This is a genomic window from Fibrella musci (genome assembly GCF_041321105.1).
In the GTDB taxonomy this organism is placed as follows: Bacteria; Bacteroidota; Bacteroidia; order Cytophagales; family Spirosomataceae; genus Fibrella; species Fibrella musci.
Map to the genome: position 1 here is coordinate 436,625 of NZ_JBGGWD010000007.1, position 16,394 is coordinate 453,018.

General features: G+C 57.3%; 14 protein-coding genes. 7 read left to right on the top strand and 7 right to left on the bottom strand.

The features are described 5' to 3' along the window. Window positions 1-2: 2 nt before the first annotated feature. The 6 genes from ACAW74_RS23855 to ACAW74_RS23880 all read left to right on the top strand — a co-directional run bounded on the left by ACAW74_RS23855 (window position 3) and on the right by ACAW74_RS23880 (window position 5,421). Window positions 3-836, top strand: a complete 834-nt coding sequence (locus tag ACAW74_RS23855; RefSeq protein WP_370700762.1) for a universal stress protein — start codon at window positions 3-5, stop codon at window positions 834-836. 11 nt (window positions 837-847) lie between these two features. Further along, window positions 848-2,146: an ATP-binding protein gene (locus ACAW74_RS23860; protein WP_370700763.1), complete on the top strand. Its 1,299-nt coding sequence runs from the start codon at window positions 848-850 to the stop codon at window positions 2,144-2,146. An 11-nt stretch (window positions 2,147-2,157) separates the two neighbouring features. Continuing rightward, the gene (locus tag ACAW74_RS23865; protein WP_370700764.1) at window positions 2,158-3,177 is read left to right on the top strand and encodes a response regulator; all 1,020 of its coding nucleotides are present in this window, start codon (window positions 2,158-2,160) and stop codon (window positions 3,175-3,177) included. Window positions 3,178-3,268: 91 nt separating this feature from the next. Next, complete coding sequence (locus ACAW74_RS23870) at window positions 3,269-3,805, top strand: RNA methyltransferase (RefSeq protein ID WP_370700765.1); 537 nt, start codon at window positions 3,269-3,271, stop codon at window positions 3,803-3,805. 63 nt (window positions 3,806-3,868) lie between these two features. Next, the gene (locus tag ACAW74_RS23875; RefSeq protein WP_370700766.1) at window positions 3,869-4,360 is read left to right on the top strand and encodes a hypothetical protein; all 492 of its coding nucleotides are present in this window, start codon (window positions 3,869-3,871) and stop codon (window positions 4,358-4,360) included. Window positions 4,361-4,533: 173 nt separating this feature from the next. Then, window positions 4,534-5,421, top strand: coding sequence for a sensor histidine kinase (locus ACAW74_RS23880; RefSeq protein WP_370700767.1), 888 nt, complete (start codon window positions 4,534-4,536; stop codon window positions 5,419-5,421). A 77-nt stretch (window positions 5,422-5,498) separates the two neighbouring features. Here ACAW74_RS23880 and ACAW74_RS23885 read toward each other — a convergent pair whose 3' ends face one another. From ACAW74_RS23885 to ACAW74_RS23900, 4 genes are all read right to left on the bottom strand, one after another. After that, on the bottom strand, window positions 5,499-6,431 hold the full coding sequence (locus tag ACAW74_RS23885; protein WP_370700768.1) for an alpha/beta fold hydrolase: 933 nt from the start codon (window positions 6,429-6,431) through the stop codon (window positions 5,499-5,501). 417 nt (window positions 6,432-6,848) lie between these two features. Next, window positions 6,849-10,679 carry a PVC-type heme-binding CxxCH protein gene (locus ACAW74_RS23890; RefSeq protein WP_370700769.1) on the bottom strand — a complete coding sequence of 1,277 codons (3,831 nt, stop codon included), beginning with the start codon at window positions 10,677-10,679 and terminating at the stop codon, window positions 6,849-6,851. A gap of 122 nt (window positions 10,680-10,801) precedes the next feature. Next, complete coding sequence (locus ACAW74_RS23895) at window positions 10,802-11,917, bottom strand: Gfo/Idh/MocA family protein (RefSeq protein WP_370700770.1); 1,116 nt, start codon at window positions 11,915-11,917, stop codon at window positions 10,802-10,804. An 88-nt stretch (window positions 11,918-12,005) separates the two neighbouring features. Beyond that, on the bottom strand, window positions 12,006-12,890 hold the full coding sequence (locus ACAW74_RS23900; RefSeq protein WP_370700771.1) for a sugar phosphate isomerase/epimerase family protein: 885 nt from the start codon (window positions 12,888-12,890) through the stop codon (window positions 12,006-12,008). Between the two features lie 206 nt (window positions 12,891-13,096). Between ACAW74_RS23900 and ACAW74_RS23905 the strand changes: the two genes are divergently transcribed. Further along, window positions 13,097-14,002: an AraC family transcriptional regulator gene (locus ACAW74_RS23905; protein ID WP_370700772.1), complete on the top strand. Its 906-nt coding sequence runs from the start codon at window positions 13,097-13,099 to the stop codon at window positions 14,000-14,002. Between the two features lie 105 nt (window positions 14,003-14,107). On the opposite strand, the gene ACAW74_RS23910 is transcribed toward ACAW74_RS23905, so the two are convergent. The 3 genes from ACAW74_RS23910 to ACAW74_RS23920 form a co-directional block, all read right to left on the bottom strand. Continuing rightward, a complete protein-coding gene (locus ACAW74_RS23910; RefSeq protein WP_370700773.1) occupies window positions 14,108-14,671 on the bottom strand; it encodes a GNAT family N-acetyltransferase in 564 nt (187 codons plus the stop codon). 104 nt (window positions 14,672-14,775) lie between these two features. Then, entirely contained in the window at window positions 14,776-15,879 is a 1,104-nt protein-coding gene (locus ACAW74_RS23915) for a mandelate racemase/muconate lactonizing enzyme family protein (RefSeq protein ID WP_370700774.1), read from the bottom strand. 99 nt (window positions 15,880-15,978) lie between these two features. Continuing rightward, window positions 15,979-16,308, bottom strand: coding sequence for a tetratricopeptide repeat protein (locus ACAW74_RS23920; protein ID WP_370700775.1), 330 nt, complete (start codon window positions 16,306-16,308; stop codon window positions 15,979-15,981). Window positions 16,309-16,394 lie beyond the last annotated feature (86 nt).

Consider the following 16,394-nt stretch of genomic DNA (forward strand, 5'->3'; position numbering starts at 1 on the left):
TTATGAAATCCATCGTTCTGGCGACCGATTTTTCACACCCGGCGAATCAGGCCGCGCAGACCGCCGCCCGGCTGGCGCAATCGTGGCAGTGTGAACTCATCCTGCTCAACGCCTACCGGTTCTGGCCAACCAACCCGGCCGAGACAGGCGACTTTCCGTTGAGCAGCCAGGCGATGCACGATAGCAGCCTTCATGCCCTGCGCGAGCTGGCCCACCAACTTCATGGGCAAATCGGCCCCGATCTCCCCATTCGCTGCATGGCCCGCGAGGGCTACACCCGCACGGTCATCAACGACGTCGCCATCGCCGAACAGGCCGAACTGCTGGTGATGGCGACAGTAGGATCGGCTCCGCAAAGTGCGCAACTGATGGGCAGCGTGGCAACCGACATGGTGGCCGAAACGCGGGTACCGCTTTTACTGCTACCACCAGACTCACCACTGACGAGCGTCGAAAATGCCGCCCTCGCCATCAGTATCGACACGCCACCCGACGCCCTGACGCTCGAAGCCGCCCTGACATTTGCCCGCCGGTTTGGCTGCACGGTTCACGGGTTGTGCGTACACGACGAAACCGACACCCCCGCCGTTGCCCATCGAATTGCGCAGTTGCGAACCCTGCTGGAACGGCAGGGGCACACGCTCACGGTGCTGCCCGATACCGATACGTCTGGTCAGTTGCTATACGAAACGCTGTTGCACGCGGCGCAGGCGCGGCAGGCTGATCTGCTGATGATGTTACCACAACCTCACAACTGGATACGAAACTTGTTTGTGGAAGGCGAAACCCAACGCGTGGCCCGTTTAAGTACGCTACCTTTGCTGGCAGTCGTCTGAGCAAACCGTAGATGAATCCCGACCCGAATCCACCCGCACTGGCCGACCGTTTACAGCAAACGGAATTGGCTTTACAGCACAGCCGACAGCGCTACGAGGCCGTTTTTACCAACGCCACCGTAGCCATTATTGTGGCCAATCAACGGGGAGATATTGTGTCGGTGAATGACCTGGCGCGGCAGTTGTTCGATTATGCCGGCGACGAACTGGTTGGGCAACCAATCGAGGTACTGGTACCAAGTGAAGTCAGTCATTACCACGAGAAACTGCGGCACTCGTTCAATCAGAACCCGTCGGTGCGGGCCATGGGTCATAACCGCGACCTCCACGCCCGCCGCCGCGACGGCACGGTGTTTCCCGTCGAAATCAGTCTAAGCTACTTCCGGCTCGAAAACGAGCTGTATTCGGTCGCCTACATCATCGACATTACCTACAAGCGCGAAGCCGAACGCGCCCTGATCGAGCAGAAAAACCGCATCGAACGGCTCAACGCCAGCCTCGAACAAACCGTGGCCGAACGTACCCAGGCGCTGCTCGACACGCTGACTCAGCTCGAACAGTCGAAAGACGAACTGGCTACCGCCCTGGCCGCCGAGCGGGAGCTGGGCGAGCTGAAATCGCGCTTCGTGTCGATGGCGTCGCACGAGTTCCGTACACCGCTGACGGCCGTGCTCACCTCGGCCGCGCTGATCGAAAAATACCCCGACACGACCCAACAGGCCAACCGCCAGAAACACCTCGACCGCATCCGGGCGTCGGTCAACCAGCTTAACGACATTCTCGAAGAGTTTTTATCGCTGGGGCGGCTGGAAGAAGGCAAGATCGAAGCCCACCCGGCGCAGGTCGCCTTGTCGGTGCTGGTGGACGAAACCATTAATAGTCTCGATGGCCTGCGTAAAGCGGGTCAAACGATCCAGGCGACACTTCAGTGCCTCAATCCGATCTGGATCGACTCATCGCTGCTGCGGAAAATACTGGTGAACCTGCTGTCCAACGCCGTGAAGTATTCGGGCGAAGGCGCGACCGTGCACGTCGAGGCCAGCTGCGCCGACGGGTACCTGACCCTGACAGTACAGGACGAAGGCGTGGGCATTCCGCCCGACGATCAGGAGCACCTCTTCGAGCGGTTTTTTCGCGCCAAAAACGTCGTGAACGTACCTGGCACCGGTCTGGGCCTGCATATTGTCGGCAAATACGTCGACCTGATGGGCGGGCAGATTGGCCTGCATAGCGAACTGGGCAAAGGCACCACCGTTACCCTGACGATCCCCACCAATGGCACCACAGAACCTCACTCAACCTCTTTTTAGCCTTCAGCCTCATGGAAACCATCTTGCTCATTGAGGATAACGACATTATTCGCGACAACACGGCCGAGATTCTGACCCTGTCTGGCTATACGGTGCTGGCTGCCGAAAACGGCAAAATCGGCGTAGAAGCCGCACTAGCTACCCGCCCCGACCTGGTCATTTGCGACATCATGATGCCGGTACTCGATGGCTATGGCGTCTTACAGATATTCAACAAAAACCCGCAGCTGGCGGGTATCCCGTTTATCTTTCTAACGGCCAAAACCGAACGCAACGATTTTCGGAAAGGGATGGAACTGGGCGCCGACGACTACCTGACCAAACCCTTCGACGAATCAGAACTGCTACGGGCCATCGAAGGGCGTCTGAACCGCTTTCGCACACTGGGTGCTCCGTCGGGCGCGGCCGACACGCCCGTCGAACACATCAAGCTCGAAGACCTGATCGCCAACCGGAAACCCCACCCCATCCGAAAGCGGCAGTATATCTACGCCGAAGGCGATGGACCAACCCGCCTCTATTACCTGAAAGTGGGCAAGGTGAAAACCACCCGCACGAATCCCGACGGCAAGGAACTCATTACAGGGCTGTATCAGGCTGGCGATTTTTTTGGGTACGTAGCGCTGCTCGAAGAAACCGATTACACCGATTCGGCCGTGACGCTCGAAGACAGTGAGCTTATCTACGTACCCAGCGACGAGTTCCGGCAGTTACTGCTCACCAGCCCTGATCTGGGCCGGGAGCTGATTCGGCTGCTGGCGGGACGCATCAGCGACCGCGAAGAGCAATTGCTGGGGATGGCCTACGGGTCGTTGCGCCGCCGCGTAGCCGATACACTACTCCGCCTGCAAAATCAGCACCCCAACGAACCCATTCGCCTCTCCCGCGATGACCTGGCGGCGGTGGTAGGCACGGCAACCGAGTCGCTGATTCGATTGCTGAGCGAGTTTAAACAGGATGGCCTGATCGAACAGGACGGCACGGGCATCTGGGTACGTCGCCCCGAAGCCTTCCGCCGGGCGGTGTGGTAGTGTGGGGCATAGGGCTTGGGGCACGAGGCATGGAGAGTTCTGTTAACAACACTTTGCCCCGTGCCCCCAGCCCCGTGCTATCTTTACCCCCATGATTCGCAAACTAGCGCTCGACGAACTGAATCGGCTGTCGGTCGACGATTTCAGAGCCACCGAGAAATTTCCGTACTGCCTGATCCTCGATGATATCCGCAGTTTGAACAATGTGGGGTCGGTATTTCGCACGGCCGACGCCTTCCGGGCCGAAAAGCTCTATCTGGCGGGCATTACCGGCACGCCCCCCCACCGCGATATTACCAAGACGGCGTTGGGTGCCACCGAGTCGGTAGCCTGGGAACACGCCCCGGATGTCGACACGCTGGTAGCTGACCTTCAGGCCAATGGGTACGTGGTGGTAGCCGTAGAACAGGCCGAACAACGCGTATTGCTCCCCGATTTCATACCGGAGCCAAACAAACGCTACGCCTTTGTGTTCGGTAACGAGGTGACAGGCGTACGTGACAGCGTGATTCAGCGGGCCGATCTGGTTCTTGAGATCCCACAGTATGGCACCAAGCACTCACTCAACATAGCCGTTACAGCCGGCATTATCTGCTATCGATTCGTCGAAAGCATAACAAAAACTTAACATTAGGCTTTTGTTTCTGCTGAAAATTGCCTATTTCTTTGTAGATTTTTTTCTAACACAACCATGGCAAAAAATACCGAAAAACAAGCTCAGAAGCACTCCATTGCTGAGGGTATCATCAATGCACTCGAAGCAACCCTCGGCGATACGGGCGATGCGGCGAAGAAAGTAAAGAAGGCCATCGAAAAATCGGCCGATAAACTGGCAAAGCGCCTCGGGAAGCTGATGGGTAAGGCAGAAAAGGCCAAAGCCAAAGCAACTAAAAAAGCCGAGAAAAAAGTAGCCAAGAAGGTGAAAAAAGACGAGGGCAAGGCGGAGAAAAACGCGGTTAAGGCTGCCAAAAACGCCACCCGTAGTCAGGCGAAGAAAGACGAAAAAGCAGCAGCAGCCACCACTACGCCTAAAGCCGTGGCCCTGCCCGCCACGACCCCAACCAAGTCGGCAACACCAGCCAAGAAGCCGTCAGGAGGCACATCGACCCGCTCGACTGCGGCGAAAAAGCCGACTCCTGCCGTTGAGTCTAAGCCCGCTGAAGCCACGCCCGAAGCGTCGTAAGATAAATAAATGAATATATATGCATTTTTAGCCCGCCACAGCGGGCTTTTTCTTTGTATAGCCTGTGTACACCAATTTGTATGTAGCAATTATCTATACCTTTACAGATACAGCCGCCCGTAACAGATTATCACGCTTTATTCAATCCGTGCTATCGTATTGTATGGTTGCCTATGAAGAATGTTGCTACCTATGCCCAGCGTAACTGGTATTATGGATTAGCGATCGTTGTAGCTTTTCTCCTGCTCGACCGTTTCGGCCCGGCCTCATTTCGGTTGGGGTGGCTCGTTTGGTCACCGATTGCACTGGTGATCAGCATTCTGGGCTACTTCGTCTGGATCAACGCCCACGATCACAACGTCCCGTATATTCATAAAGAAGTTCTGGACACCATCGTCCACGAATTTCAGACGCCCATTTCGGCCATTAAAATGGCGGCCGACATTCTGGCGACCCCCTTCGGCAAATCGTCGCCCGAGCGGATGGACAAATACGTCCACATCATTCAGGAAGAAACCGAGCGCTTACAGCTACAGGTAGACGTAATGCTGAGCCTTGCCCGGGCCGACCGGAACCGGCTGACGTTGACGCTCGACACGATTGACATTCACACGCTGATTCAATCCATTTCGGAACGGCACGGCCCCTATCTGAAGATCAGTTTGCACGCTACCCGGCATGTGCTCATGGCCGACCGCCTGCACCTGACCAATGTGCTGCACAACCTCCTCGACAATGCCATCAAATACAGCCCCGGCGAACCCGAACTGACCATTCATACCGAATCGGACGCAACGGGGCTGATGGTATCGGTTATCGACCGGGGGGTGGGTATTCCAAAGCACCTTCAGCAGAAAATATTTAAACCCTTCTTCCGCGTTGGCGAACATCACCAGCTGAGTGTCAAAGGGTTTGGGCTGGGCCTGAGCTATGTCCAACGCATTATCGAAGCCCATAACTGGCGCCTCGAACTCAACAGCGAAGTGGGCGAAGGTAGCGAATTTAAAATCCGCTTCCCTCAAAGCGCCCTGGTAAGTGCCAGAACGATGAGCAACGCTTAAACAAGCACCTAACAACAAAAGCCGGGGCTTAACAAGACATGCTTGTTAAGCCCCGGCTTTTGTTGTGAACGCGCAGCCTAGTAGGTCACCTCGCCGGCAGGCGCAGCCTGATACGATGACTCCAGCACGAACGAAAGCAGATCCTGCGTGAGCATGTCTTTCTCGGTAACGAACAGGCCGTGGGGGGCACCGTCATACACCTTGTAGATAGCTGTAGGCAGCAATTCGGCTGATTTCTCACCCGATGATTCGATGGGCACCGTTTTGTCGGCGTCACCGTGGATGATCAGCGTGGGGACCGTGATGCTCCGCATTTCGTCGCGGAAATCGGTTTCCGAGAACGAGCGTACACATTCGATCGTCGCTTTGGGCGAGGCTAGGTACGTGCGCATAAAGTCGCCGTCCAGATGAGCCTGGCTAACGGGCTTGCTGAGCATGCCCACGCCATAGAATTGCTTGCCGAAGGTTTGCAGGAAATCGGCCCGGTCGGAACGCAGGTTTTCAACCATCGTGTCGAACGTATCTTTATCCACGCCATCCGGGTTGTCGTCGGTCTGAAGCAGGAACGGCGTTACGGCGCTGATCAATACCGCTTTGGACACTTTGGCCCCACCATGACGGCTGAAATACCGGACCACTTCGCCACCACCCATCGAGAAGCCGACCAGTACGATATTGTCGAGGTTCAGTTCGTCGATAACCGCTTTGAGGTCGTCGGTCAGTGTGTCGTAGTCATATCCACCCCAGGGCTTCGATGATTTACCAAATCCGCGCCGGTCATACGCCACCACACGAATACCCTGTTCGGCTAAGGCGGTCATCTGGTAGTCCCACATCTCGTGGCTCAGGGGCCATCCATGAATAAGCAGCACCGTCGGTTGCGTGCTGGCCGGAGCCGACAACGTACCTGTTGCCGACGTCGTTGAGGTAGCTGAGGCACCGCCCCAATCTTGATAAAAGATGCTTACCGGCTCGCCAAAGCGCGAATCATTGGTCTGAATATAAGGCATAACGTTTGTTTGAGTTAAGCCACACGACGATGTGCCGGGCAGCTATCTACATTACGCCAATAGACCTTATTTGGATCGAAAGAGTTAGGGAATGGACCACTGACTTCTCTGTGTCGAGGCCTTATCAGGCTGGCTACTACCATACTCTTTCCAGTCAGCCTGGCACTCCTCTTAGTAGCGTGCCAGGTACGCCCCTGTATGCCATTTGGCTGCTACACTTTTGTTGATGGAAGACCCGCTGCAATCGGGCGACTTAGCGACAACTAACCCATAAATCACTTAAACGACAGAGAGCCGCCTCGTTGAGAAGCGGCTCTCGCACCAGCTTGATCTAAGCCAGTTTCTAGTCGGCGTTTACATCGTGACCGTTGGTCAGGGTGAGCGGCGTGGTCAATTCAAGGTACTGAAACAGCAGTCTTACTTGGCAGCCGATGCAGCGCCGTCTTTCTCTACTTTCATGATGCCTTTCATCAGGCGCCAGTGGCCGGGGAAGGTACAGAGGTAGGGATATTCACCGGGTTGATCGGGGGCTTTAAACGTCAGCCGAACCGTCTGTGAGGGGTTTACCAGCGCCGTTGCCGCCAGCACGTCGGGGGTGCTGGGTACGTAGTTCCGCTCGGCACCGTCTTTGGCCGTGATCATGTCGTCGGCCAGTTTACCGATACGTTCCAGTGACTTCGGTTTGCCCACCACCAGATTGTGTTGCATGGCGTCGGGGTTTTCCAGTACGATCACCACCTGCTTACCAGCCTTCACCGTAAAGCTCGTCTGGTCGAAGCGCATTTCTTCGCGCACGGTTTTCAGGCGAACGATCTGCGCGTTGGGATCAAGGTCGGCGTTGGCGTCGCGCAGGCCCCAGGCTTCAAGCAGGCGGTTCATCCGCGGGCGGGCGTCGGCCGGAATTCCTTCTGCCACACTGGCCAGCAACGTACCTGTAGCGGGGTTCGCTTTCCGGCGCTGCCGGTAGTCGTAGCCTTCCGACAGGCCTTTTACCAGGGCATTGGCATTATCTTCACCGAGAGTCGTTGCTTTCGTCAACATGGCCGCAATCGAGTCGGGCGAGGCGGTCGAGGCATAGGCACGGGCCGCCCGCTCCAGCGCCACCGTCTTCAGCTGCGCCGGTGCCTTAACGGTCATCGTGGCCGTGTACATGTTATTTCTGACGTTACTCTCCGATAGCTTCTGCTCTTTATCGATGGTAATTGCCAGGGTATAGTCGCCCGCGCGTTCGCCACTCAGAGCCAGATCGCCCACCCAGGGACCGTTATTGACCCGGCTAATGCCGACGGTTTCGCCGGGAGCGATGCCATCGGTGAAGGTATAGCTGACGTAGTCGATTTTCTGCTTATTGTTGGCGTCTTTAGCCTGAAAGCGCATTGTCAGCGGCACGGCCGTTCCTTTGGGCAAGGCCACACTGCCCTGATTCCGAATGTAGATGGTCGTGCGGGCGGCCTCGCGAACCAATGGCGAGCTAGGCTGCATCGAAACCCGATCAACAACCAGATCGATGCCCTCGGCCCGTTGCGTATTGGCAACCATTGCCGGTCCGCTTTGCGTCGAAGCCGTTTGCGCTGTCGCCATATGCTGGCTATGATCCATCGCGCTATGATCGTGTTGCTGCGTATGGGTTCCACCCGACTCTTTGATGCTGCCCAACCACTGGCGCAACAGGGCCGCTCCGTTGCGGTTAAGCGCACAGGCAAAGGCATCGGGCAACCAGCGGTCGTCGTTGGCGGTGGTCTGGCGCAGGCGGGTCAGCACGGCGTCGTCGATGGCTGGCGAAACGGGGGCTTCGCTCAGGGCCAGCAGGGATTGCAGCACCACCAGCGGTTCGCCATCGTTCAGCGTATTGCGCGCCAGCAGCATGTTGGCACCGGCAGCATCGCGCGGCATCACCTGCACAGCCGTTTTTCTGACGTGCGCACAGGGGTGTTTCAGGGCTTTTTCAAGGTCAGATGGCGTAATGGCACCCAGCCCGTGCAACGTCCAGAGGGCGTGAATGGCCGGCGCGTTGATGCCGATCTCATCGACGGTCGGGTTGTTGGCGACGGCCCACAGCTGCGGCACTACGTCTTTGTTACCCCGCTCCACCAACAGCCGCTGGGCTTTCATCCGCCAGAACTGGTTAGTGTTGGACAGTGCCGCCACCAGCCCCGCCGGGTCATTCACGCTCAAGGTGGGCGTTACCTGATTGGGCGCTTTGTTGTAGCCAACGCGGTAGATACGGCCGTGGGTGAAATCGCGCAGGTCAGTTTCGTAGGCGTTACCTGAGCCATTTTTGAAGCCCTGCGGCACCGGATTGTGCTGAATGATGTAGCTATACCAGTCGGCCACCCAGACGGCCCCATCGGGACCTACCTGCGCAAACACCGGCGCAAACCACTCATCGGCCCCGGCCATCAGGTTGAAGCCCTGCCCGGCGGTGGGTTCCACGTCTTCGTAGTCAGTGCCGGTTTTCTTCATCCGGTTCTGGTGCACGATGTGGCCCGTAGGCTCGCTCACGAAGGCGATCTCATTCCAGTAGGCTTTGGGGAATGCCCGCGCCGTATAGAAGTTATGCCCCGCCGCCGCCGTGAAGCCACCAAACACGTCGACCTGTCGCACCTTCTCGGTGATGGGCTTCATGTCTTTGTGCGTGTCGGTGCTGCGGCCACCCGGCACACTGCCCTGCCGGGCGTTATAGTCGCGGTTCGGGATGGCCATGTACCAGCCGTGCGAGTTGTTGGCCGTTGAGCCAAACACATCGCCCGTCTCGTTGAAGCCCATGCCCCAGGTGTTGTTGGACGTACCGGTCATGAACTCGACGTGCGAGCCATCGGGGCGGAACCGGAACAGCGCCTGTCCAAACTGAAGGCTGTCTTTATCGGCCGTACCTTTCCCTTTGAACCCTGAGTAACCCACGCTACCCCAGATCCAGTTGTCGAAACCGTAGTGCAGGTTGCTGGGTCCAGCGTGCGTATCGAACGTACCGAAACCCGTGAACAGGATTTTCTTTTCGTCGACGCGGTCGTCGCCGTTGGTATCGCGCAGAAAGAGCATGTGCGGCGCCTGCGAGACAATCAGCCCCCCATTGGCCCACACCATACCCGTCGGGATGCTCAGGCCGTCGGCGTAATTGGTGAACTTATCGGCCTTGCCATCGCCATTGGTGTCTTCGCACATGACAATCGAGTCCGACCCGCCCTCCGGCTTGCGCTCATTGGGGTAATCTTTGGTGATCAGCACGTAGAGCCGACCCCGGTCGTCCCAGGTCATGGCGATGGGGTGCATCACGTTGGGCTCATGCGCAAACAAACTCAGCGAAAAGTCGGCGGGCACCTGAATGTGCTTCATCGACTCTTCGGGCGAGAGGGGCAACTGCTCCAGTTGCACACCGGGCCGTTTTTCGTAGTTAGGCAGTTTCGCCTCTTTGTAGGCAAACGCCTGCGGTTTCAGGTCATCGTGCAGTTTTTTCACCGCATCGCCAACCGACCACAGAATGCCCCGTTCGAGCAACTGCTGGAAACCCGGCTGGCTCCAGGTACGTTCGTCGTGGCCATAAGCCGTGTAGAAAACGCGGCCTTTGCCGTAGGTACGTGTCCAGGTGTAGGGTTCGTCTTTCTGGCCAGGCTTGTCTTTGGCCTGATCAGCCTTAATGTCGCGCACCGCCAGCACGTGGTTGTCGGGTTGCAGGTGCGTGTGCAGGTACGTTTCGTCGTAGGCTTTGATGGGCGGCAGGCCGGCCATAATCTCGCTGTTGGCGTCGACCGTGCGGGTCTGGATGGTGTCCATGCGGTGCCGCCAGAACTGCCCACCCACCACTTTATCGACGTATTCGGCCGAGTTGCGGAAGCAGAACGACGCACAGTGCACGGGAATCAGCCCTTTGCCCGATGCCACAAAATCGAGCAACGCCCGCTCCTGCGGTTTCGGGATGCTATCCCAGTTGGCGAAGATGAGCAGCCCGTCGTATTTCGACAGGTTGTCGGGGTTGAGGTCGTTGAGCTGATCGGTATAGGTAATGTTGATGCCCCGGTCGCCCAGGGCAGCCATCAGTTGCGGCACCCGTTCGACCGGCCGGTGGTGGCCATTATCGCCGAGGAACAGAATCTCCGTACGCCGAGGCCCATCCCGCCGGGAGCCATCCAGCCGGGTTGCCTTGCTGGTGGTCGTCTTGCCGTCCACATCCCGCATAACCTGCGTTGGTGTACGGCGGCAATTCGTCAGCGTCAGCGTTACCAACGCCGTTACTAACAGAGCACGATTCATGGATGTAGTCATTGTTTTTACTGTAAGAGAGGAGCCAATAGGAAGCAGGCGTACGCAGTCGGTAGCGGGCCGCCGTCAGCTACGCCGGGCCGGGGCATTCGATACCCCGACCCGGCGGCTGGTTATGCATTAAAATCGGGCAGGCGAATCAGTTCGCCGCCTTTCAGCGCCGACTGGTGTGCCAGAATTCCCACGCTCGTCCAGTTGGCCGATTGGGCCGCGTTAGGGAACGGGTCGCGGTCTTCCACGAGGGCCGTCAGAAACTCGTGGACCATGTGCGGGTGTGAGCCACCGTGGCCACCACCTTGCGTAAACGACAGGTGCTGCGACTCATCGGCATCGTAAACACCTTTGGTCGTGAAGCGTTGAATGGCTTCAGGCAGCAGGTGCGCGTAGTCGGGCACGGTTACGTGTTCGGGGATTTCCGGCTCGGGCTTTTTGGCCGTATGAATCACCGGCTGCTCGTCTTCGATCAGCGGCCACTCAAACGACTTCTTGTCGCCATACACCTCAAAGCTTTCGCGGTACTGCCGCGCCACGTCGAACAGCGACCGGTAGACGTAGGCCGACAAATCGCTGTCTTTAAACTTGATATGCGCCGATTCCACCGCAAACGGCGAGTTATGAATGGCCGCCAGTTCGGGGCGGATGGTGCCCGACCCAAAACACGATACGTATTCGGCTTCGAGGCGCAACAACCCAGCCACCGGCCCAACGCAGTGCGTGGCGTAGTGCATCGGGGGCAGGCCGGGCCAATAGTCGGGCCAACCGTCCATGTCCTGCTGATGCGAGGCCTTCAGAAACTGTACCTTCCCGAGCTCGCCTTTTTCATACAATTCTTTCACGAACAGAAACTCACGGGCATACACGACGGTCTCCATCATCATGTATTTTTTGCCCGTTTCGCGCGTGGTTTTCACAATTTCCAGGCACTCCTCCACGGTCGTTGCCATCGGCACCGTGCAGGCCACGTGTTTGCCCGCCCGCAAGGCTTTCAGGCTTTGTTCGGCGTGGTTGGGAATGGGCGAGTTGATGTGCACCGCGTCGACGTTGGGGTCGGCCAGGAGTTCGTCGTAATCGCTGTACCGCTTTTCGATACTATACATATCGCCGATTTTATTGAGATTCTCGACGTTACGCTGGCAGATTGCGTACATGTTGGCGTTGGGGTGCCGTTGATAAATGGGAATGAATTCGGCCCCAAATCCGAGGCCTACAATGGCGATATTGATTTTCATAATGTACTGTAGAGTAGAGACGCAAGGGATTGTGTCTCAGCGCTAAAGGGCTTTTTGATACAGAGGTTCAGAATTGTGTTGTTGTCGCCTAGAAAACCACTCGGCGCTGAGACGCAAGGGATTGCGTCTCTACAATGAATTCGTACCCATCCCGCGCCAGTTGCTCGGGGGAGGTAAACATCGGGCGGAAGATATGCGTGGCAGCAGCCAGTTCGGGCGGGTTCGGGCCAAAGGCTTCGATGGCAATCGGGCCTTCGTAGTCGACGTCAGCCAACGTACCCAGCACCGTCTTGAAGTCGATCTGTCCCTGTCCCGGTGTCGAGCGGTCGTTTTCGGAGAGCTGCACGTGAACCAGATAGGGCGCCAGCGTGTGGATGGCCGCGCTTACGCTCTTTTCCTCAATGTTGGCGTGAAACGTGTCGAACGCAGCCCGGCAGGCGGGGTGGTCAACGGCCTCGATGTAGCGGCGGGTATCAGCCGCGCAGGTGAGCAGGTACGTCTCAAAGCGGTTCAACGATTCGATAGCCAGGGTCACGCCCTGTTCGTGCGCGTGTTCGGCAACCGCCCGCATGCTCTCGACCGACCACGCCCATTCGTCGGCTGTGGCGGGCCGACCGGCAAACGCCTTGAACCCGGCAAACAACGGCCCCATCAGGATACGCGACCCGGCTGCCACCGAGCAATCGACAACCTGTTTCAGGTACGTTATCCCCGCCCGGCGCGTGGCCGCATCGGGGCTAATGAGGCAGAGGTCGGGCGGCAGCAGCGAGCAGGTTTGCACGCCCAGCCCCAAACGGGCGGCCTGCTGTCCCAGCCGTTGCCATTTGGCCAGATCGGGTGATGCACCGGGAGTGGTGCCAACGGGCATTTCGACGAAATCAAAGCCGGTATCGGCCAGAAACGCCAGCGTATCGGAGAGGTCCTCGTCCATCGTCATTGTCCAGATGAAGAGGTTCATGCCGAGCTGATTCATAGCGAATGTGTTTTCCTGAAAGTATTGTTCTTTCAAGGAATGATTTCACAAATCTACTACTTCAGGATGATGACAGTTAGGTACAGATTAGCTAATATTGACTGTATTTTCGCCGCTACTCACCAATTTGATCGTCATAGTCGGCTAATTTGCGCTTAAATCGAGCCGTTTTTCGCCTTTTTGTTACCGTTTAGCTTGCTCTGCATATGAAGTCTGCCCTGCGTAAAGATCTTGAATCGACCATCGGTTCATTTATCGTGAAAGAGCTGGTCGAATCTCATTTCGACCCTAACTGGCACTTCCACCCGCACTACCAGCTCTTTCTGGTGGAGGAAGGCACGGGCACCCGATTTATTGGTGATTCGATCCGCCCGTTTGGTCCCGGCGACCTGGTGATGCTGGGCCCGGATCTGCCCCACCTCTGGCGCAGCGATCAGCCCTATTTCGACCCATCGTCGGGCCTGCTGACGCGCGGATTGGTTATTTATTTCACTGACGACTGCCTCGGGGCCGACTTTTTCAACCACCCCGAAATGGTGCAGCTCCGGCGCCTCCTGACCGACAGCCGACGGGGTATCTGCTGGTCGGGCGCGACTCACGATCAAACCGCCGCCGCGATGCGGGCCCTTCTGAAACAGCCGGCCAATTTCCGGCGGGTATTGTCGTTTCTGTCGCTGCTCGACACGCTCTCGCACGCCAACGACACGGAGTTTATCACGAACGCCAATTACGTGAACCCGATGAAGCCCGCCGACACCGACGAAAACAGCGCTTCGACGTTGGCGTATCGGCGGATGCAGGCCGTGCATACCTACGTGCTCACGCATTTTCACGACACCATCAAACTGGAAGATGTGGCCGACGTGGCTGGCCTGACGCCCTCGGCTTTTTGCCGTTATTTCAAGACGCGCACCAACAAAACGTTTGTCGACTTCGTGTCGGAAGTACGGATCGGCCACGCCTGTAAGCTACTCACCAACAGCGATTTGTCTATTTCCCAAATCTGCTACGAGAGCGGTTTCCGTACGCTGTCCAACTTCAACCGGCAGTTCCGCACCGTCACCGGCCAAACACCTTCGCAATACGTAAAGTCGATTACGAATTATACGTAGGAGGGTATTGAGTGAATGCGCGATTGGGTGAATGAGCGAAAAGACTGACATGGGCATAATAGACGCGTCAGCCCCCTTCACTCATTCACCCAATCGCGCATTCACTCAATGATGCCAGTCCCACACCACGACGTGCCAAATTTCATTAGCGGCGGGTTCGTGGAAGGTATGGATGGAGCGGAAGCCTACGCGTTCGTGAGCGCGCAATGAGCGGGCGTTACGCGCCGAAATGTCGGTGATAAACAGCCGGAACTGAGCCTGATAGAGCGTTTTGTGGTGAGCATACATGGCGTCGAAAAGGCCTTGCCCCCGGTAGCCGCTGGCAACGCACACCTGCCCCACCACATAATACGGGTACGTACCCAATGGCTTACCCTCGTAGTCGAGGCTATCGATCAGGTCGAACAACGTACCCAGTTCCGGCACAAAGGGACGTACCTGAGGCACGGCCGTGATGGCGTAGCCTACCACCTCATCGCCGTCTTTAGCAATCACGCTGGGGGCGGCCTCATGCATCCGTTTCATCTGCTCAAAGGAGTAGACAAGCGTTACGAAGCCCTGTTGTTGCTGCAATTCGGGCGGCACGTTACGTACCTGATTGCGCTGTTGCAAGGCCAGCAAGCCCCGCAGATCGTCGTCGGTTTGGGTGGTGGTGATGGAGATGGGCATGGGTACGCAGGCTTATGAACGAAGGAATGTGCGTTATGAATTAGCGCTACCAGTTCGTCATTCGCAACGCACACTTCTTTATTTCATATTGCCTATTTCCTAATTCATAATTCGATTTCGCTCTTTACACAGTTTGCCAGAAACGCCGGGTTGACGTCGGCACCGATGCCAGGTACGTCGGGGATCGTGATCTGGTAGCCGTTGTACATGATACCGCCCTGCACCGGGTCTTCGGCGTGTTCGAAACAGGCGTCGAGATCGCAGAAACGGATGTTCTGGCGGGCGGCCGCAACATGCGCTTTCGCCGTGAGCGCCAGTCGCGACTCCGACATACAGCCAATCATGCAGGCCATACCCGCCGCCTCGGCAATGGCATTGATCTTCAACGCCTCCCAGATACCGCCGCTTTTCGAGAGCTTGATATTGAGGTAATCGACGGCCTCTTCGCGCACGAGCCGCAGCGCGTCGGTAGCGTCGAAAACGGCTTCGTCGGCCATGATGGGTACGTTGACGCGCTGCCGCAGGTGACGAAGTCCCGCCACATCGGTGCGGCGCAGGGGTTGCTCACAGTATTGCACGTTCCAGTCGCCGACGGCCTGCAACACGGTACGGGCCGTGGGTACGTCCCAACCCTGATTGGCGTCGAGGCGAATGGGCAGTTCGTAGGGAATCACCTGCCGGATGGAGGCCAGCCGGTCGAGGTCGGCCTGAGCAGTGGTGCCCACTTTGATTTTGATGGCTTCGGCACCGTTGGCGGCAATGCGGCGGGCATCGTCGGCCATGCGGTCGGGGTCGTTGATGTAGATGGTTTCGTCGGTAACGAGCGGGCGATTGCTGCCACCCAGAAACTGATAGAGAGGCATGTTAGCCCGTTTGGCGGCCAGATCGTACAGTGCCATGTCAAAGGCCGAGCGCGTGGTGGGGTGGCCGGGCAGATACCGCAGCATCGACTGCAAACAACCTTCCAGATCGAGCGGATCGCGCCCCAGCAGCAGCCGCGACAGGTCAGCCGCCGCCGCCCAGCCCGACGCCTGCGTTTCGCCCACGATCATCCAGAACGGCGAGCCTTCGCCCCAGCCAGTCAGGCCTTCGTCGGTGTCGATCTGCACCAGCAGGTTCCGCGCCGCGTCGATGATGCCCAGCGAAATGGCAATGGGCGCTTTCAGCGGGATATTGTATTGGTAAAGAGTAATGCGTGTGATCTTCATGCGGGCGAAGTTAAAGAGTGAACGAGCGAAAGCGTGAAAGCGGCTGACGCATCTATTTAGTTAGCGTCAGCCGCTTTCACGCTTTCGCTCGTTCACTCTTTACAACTCCTCTTCTTCATCCTGGAAGTTGCGGTAGGCACGGTTGAGCTCGTCGAAGGTTTTCTGGTCGCCTTGCTGTTTGGCCAGCATCAGACCGAAATCGTAGAGCTCGGCGGCTTTGGAGCGGTTGCCCAGCTCGACGTAGAGTTGGGCAGCGTGGTAGTAGGTGGGCAGATACTGCGGGTGATCGGTCAGTAGCCGCTCGAAATAGTGCTGGGCCTGCGCCGGGTTCTCGGCCAGGTATTCCATACCCAGGGCGTAAACATTAAAGGGTTCGCCGGGTTCTTCCTGTACAAATTGAAGGAGTTGTTGGATCCGATCCTGATTCATAATTGTTAAAAAATTAGTATGCATGCATACTATTATTTGAAAGACCTGTTTAATTTCGCCGAGTCAAAAGGTGAATTGGCCCGCAG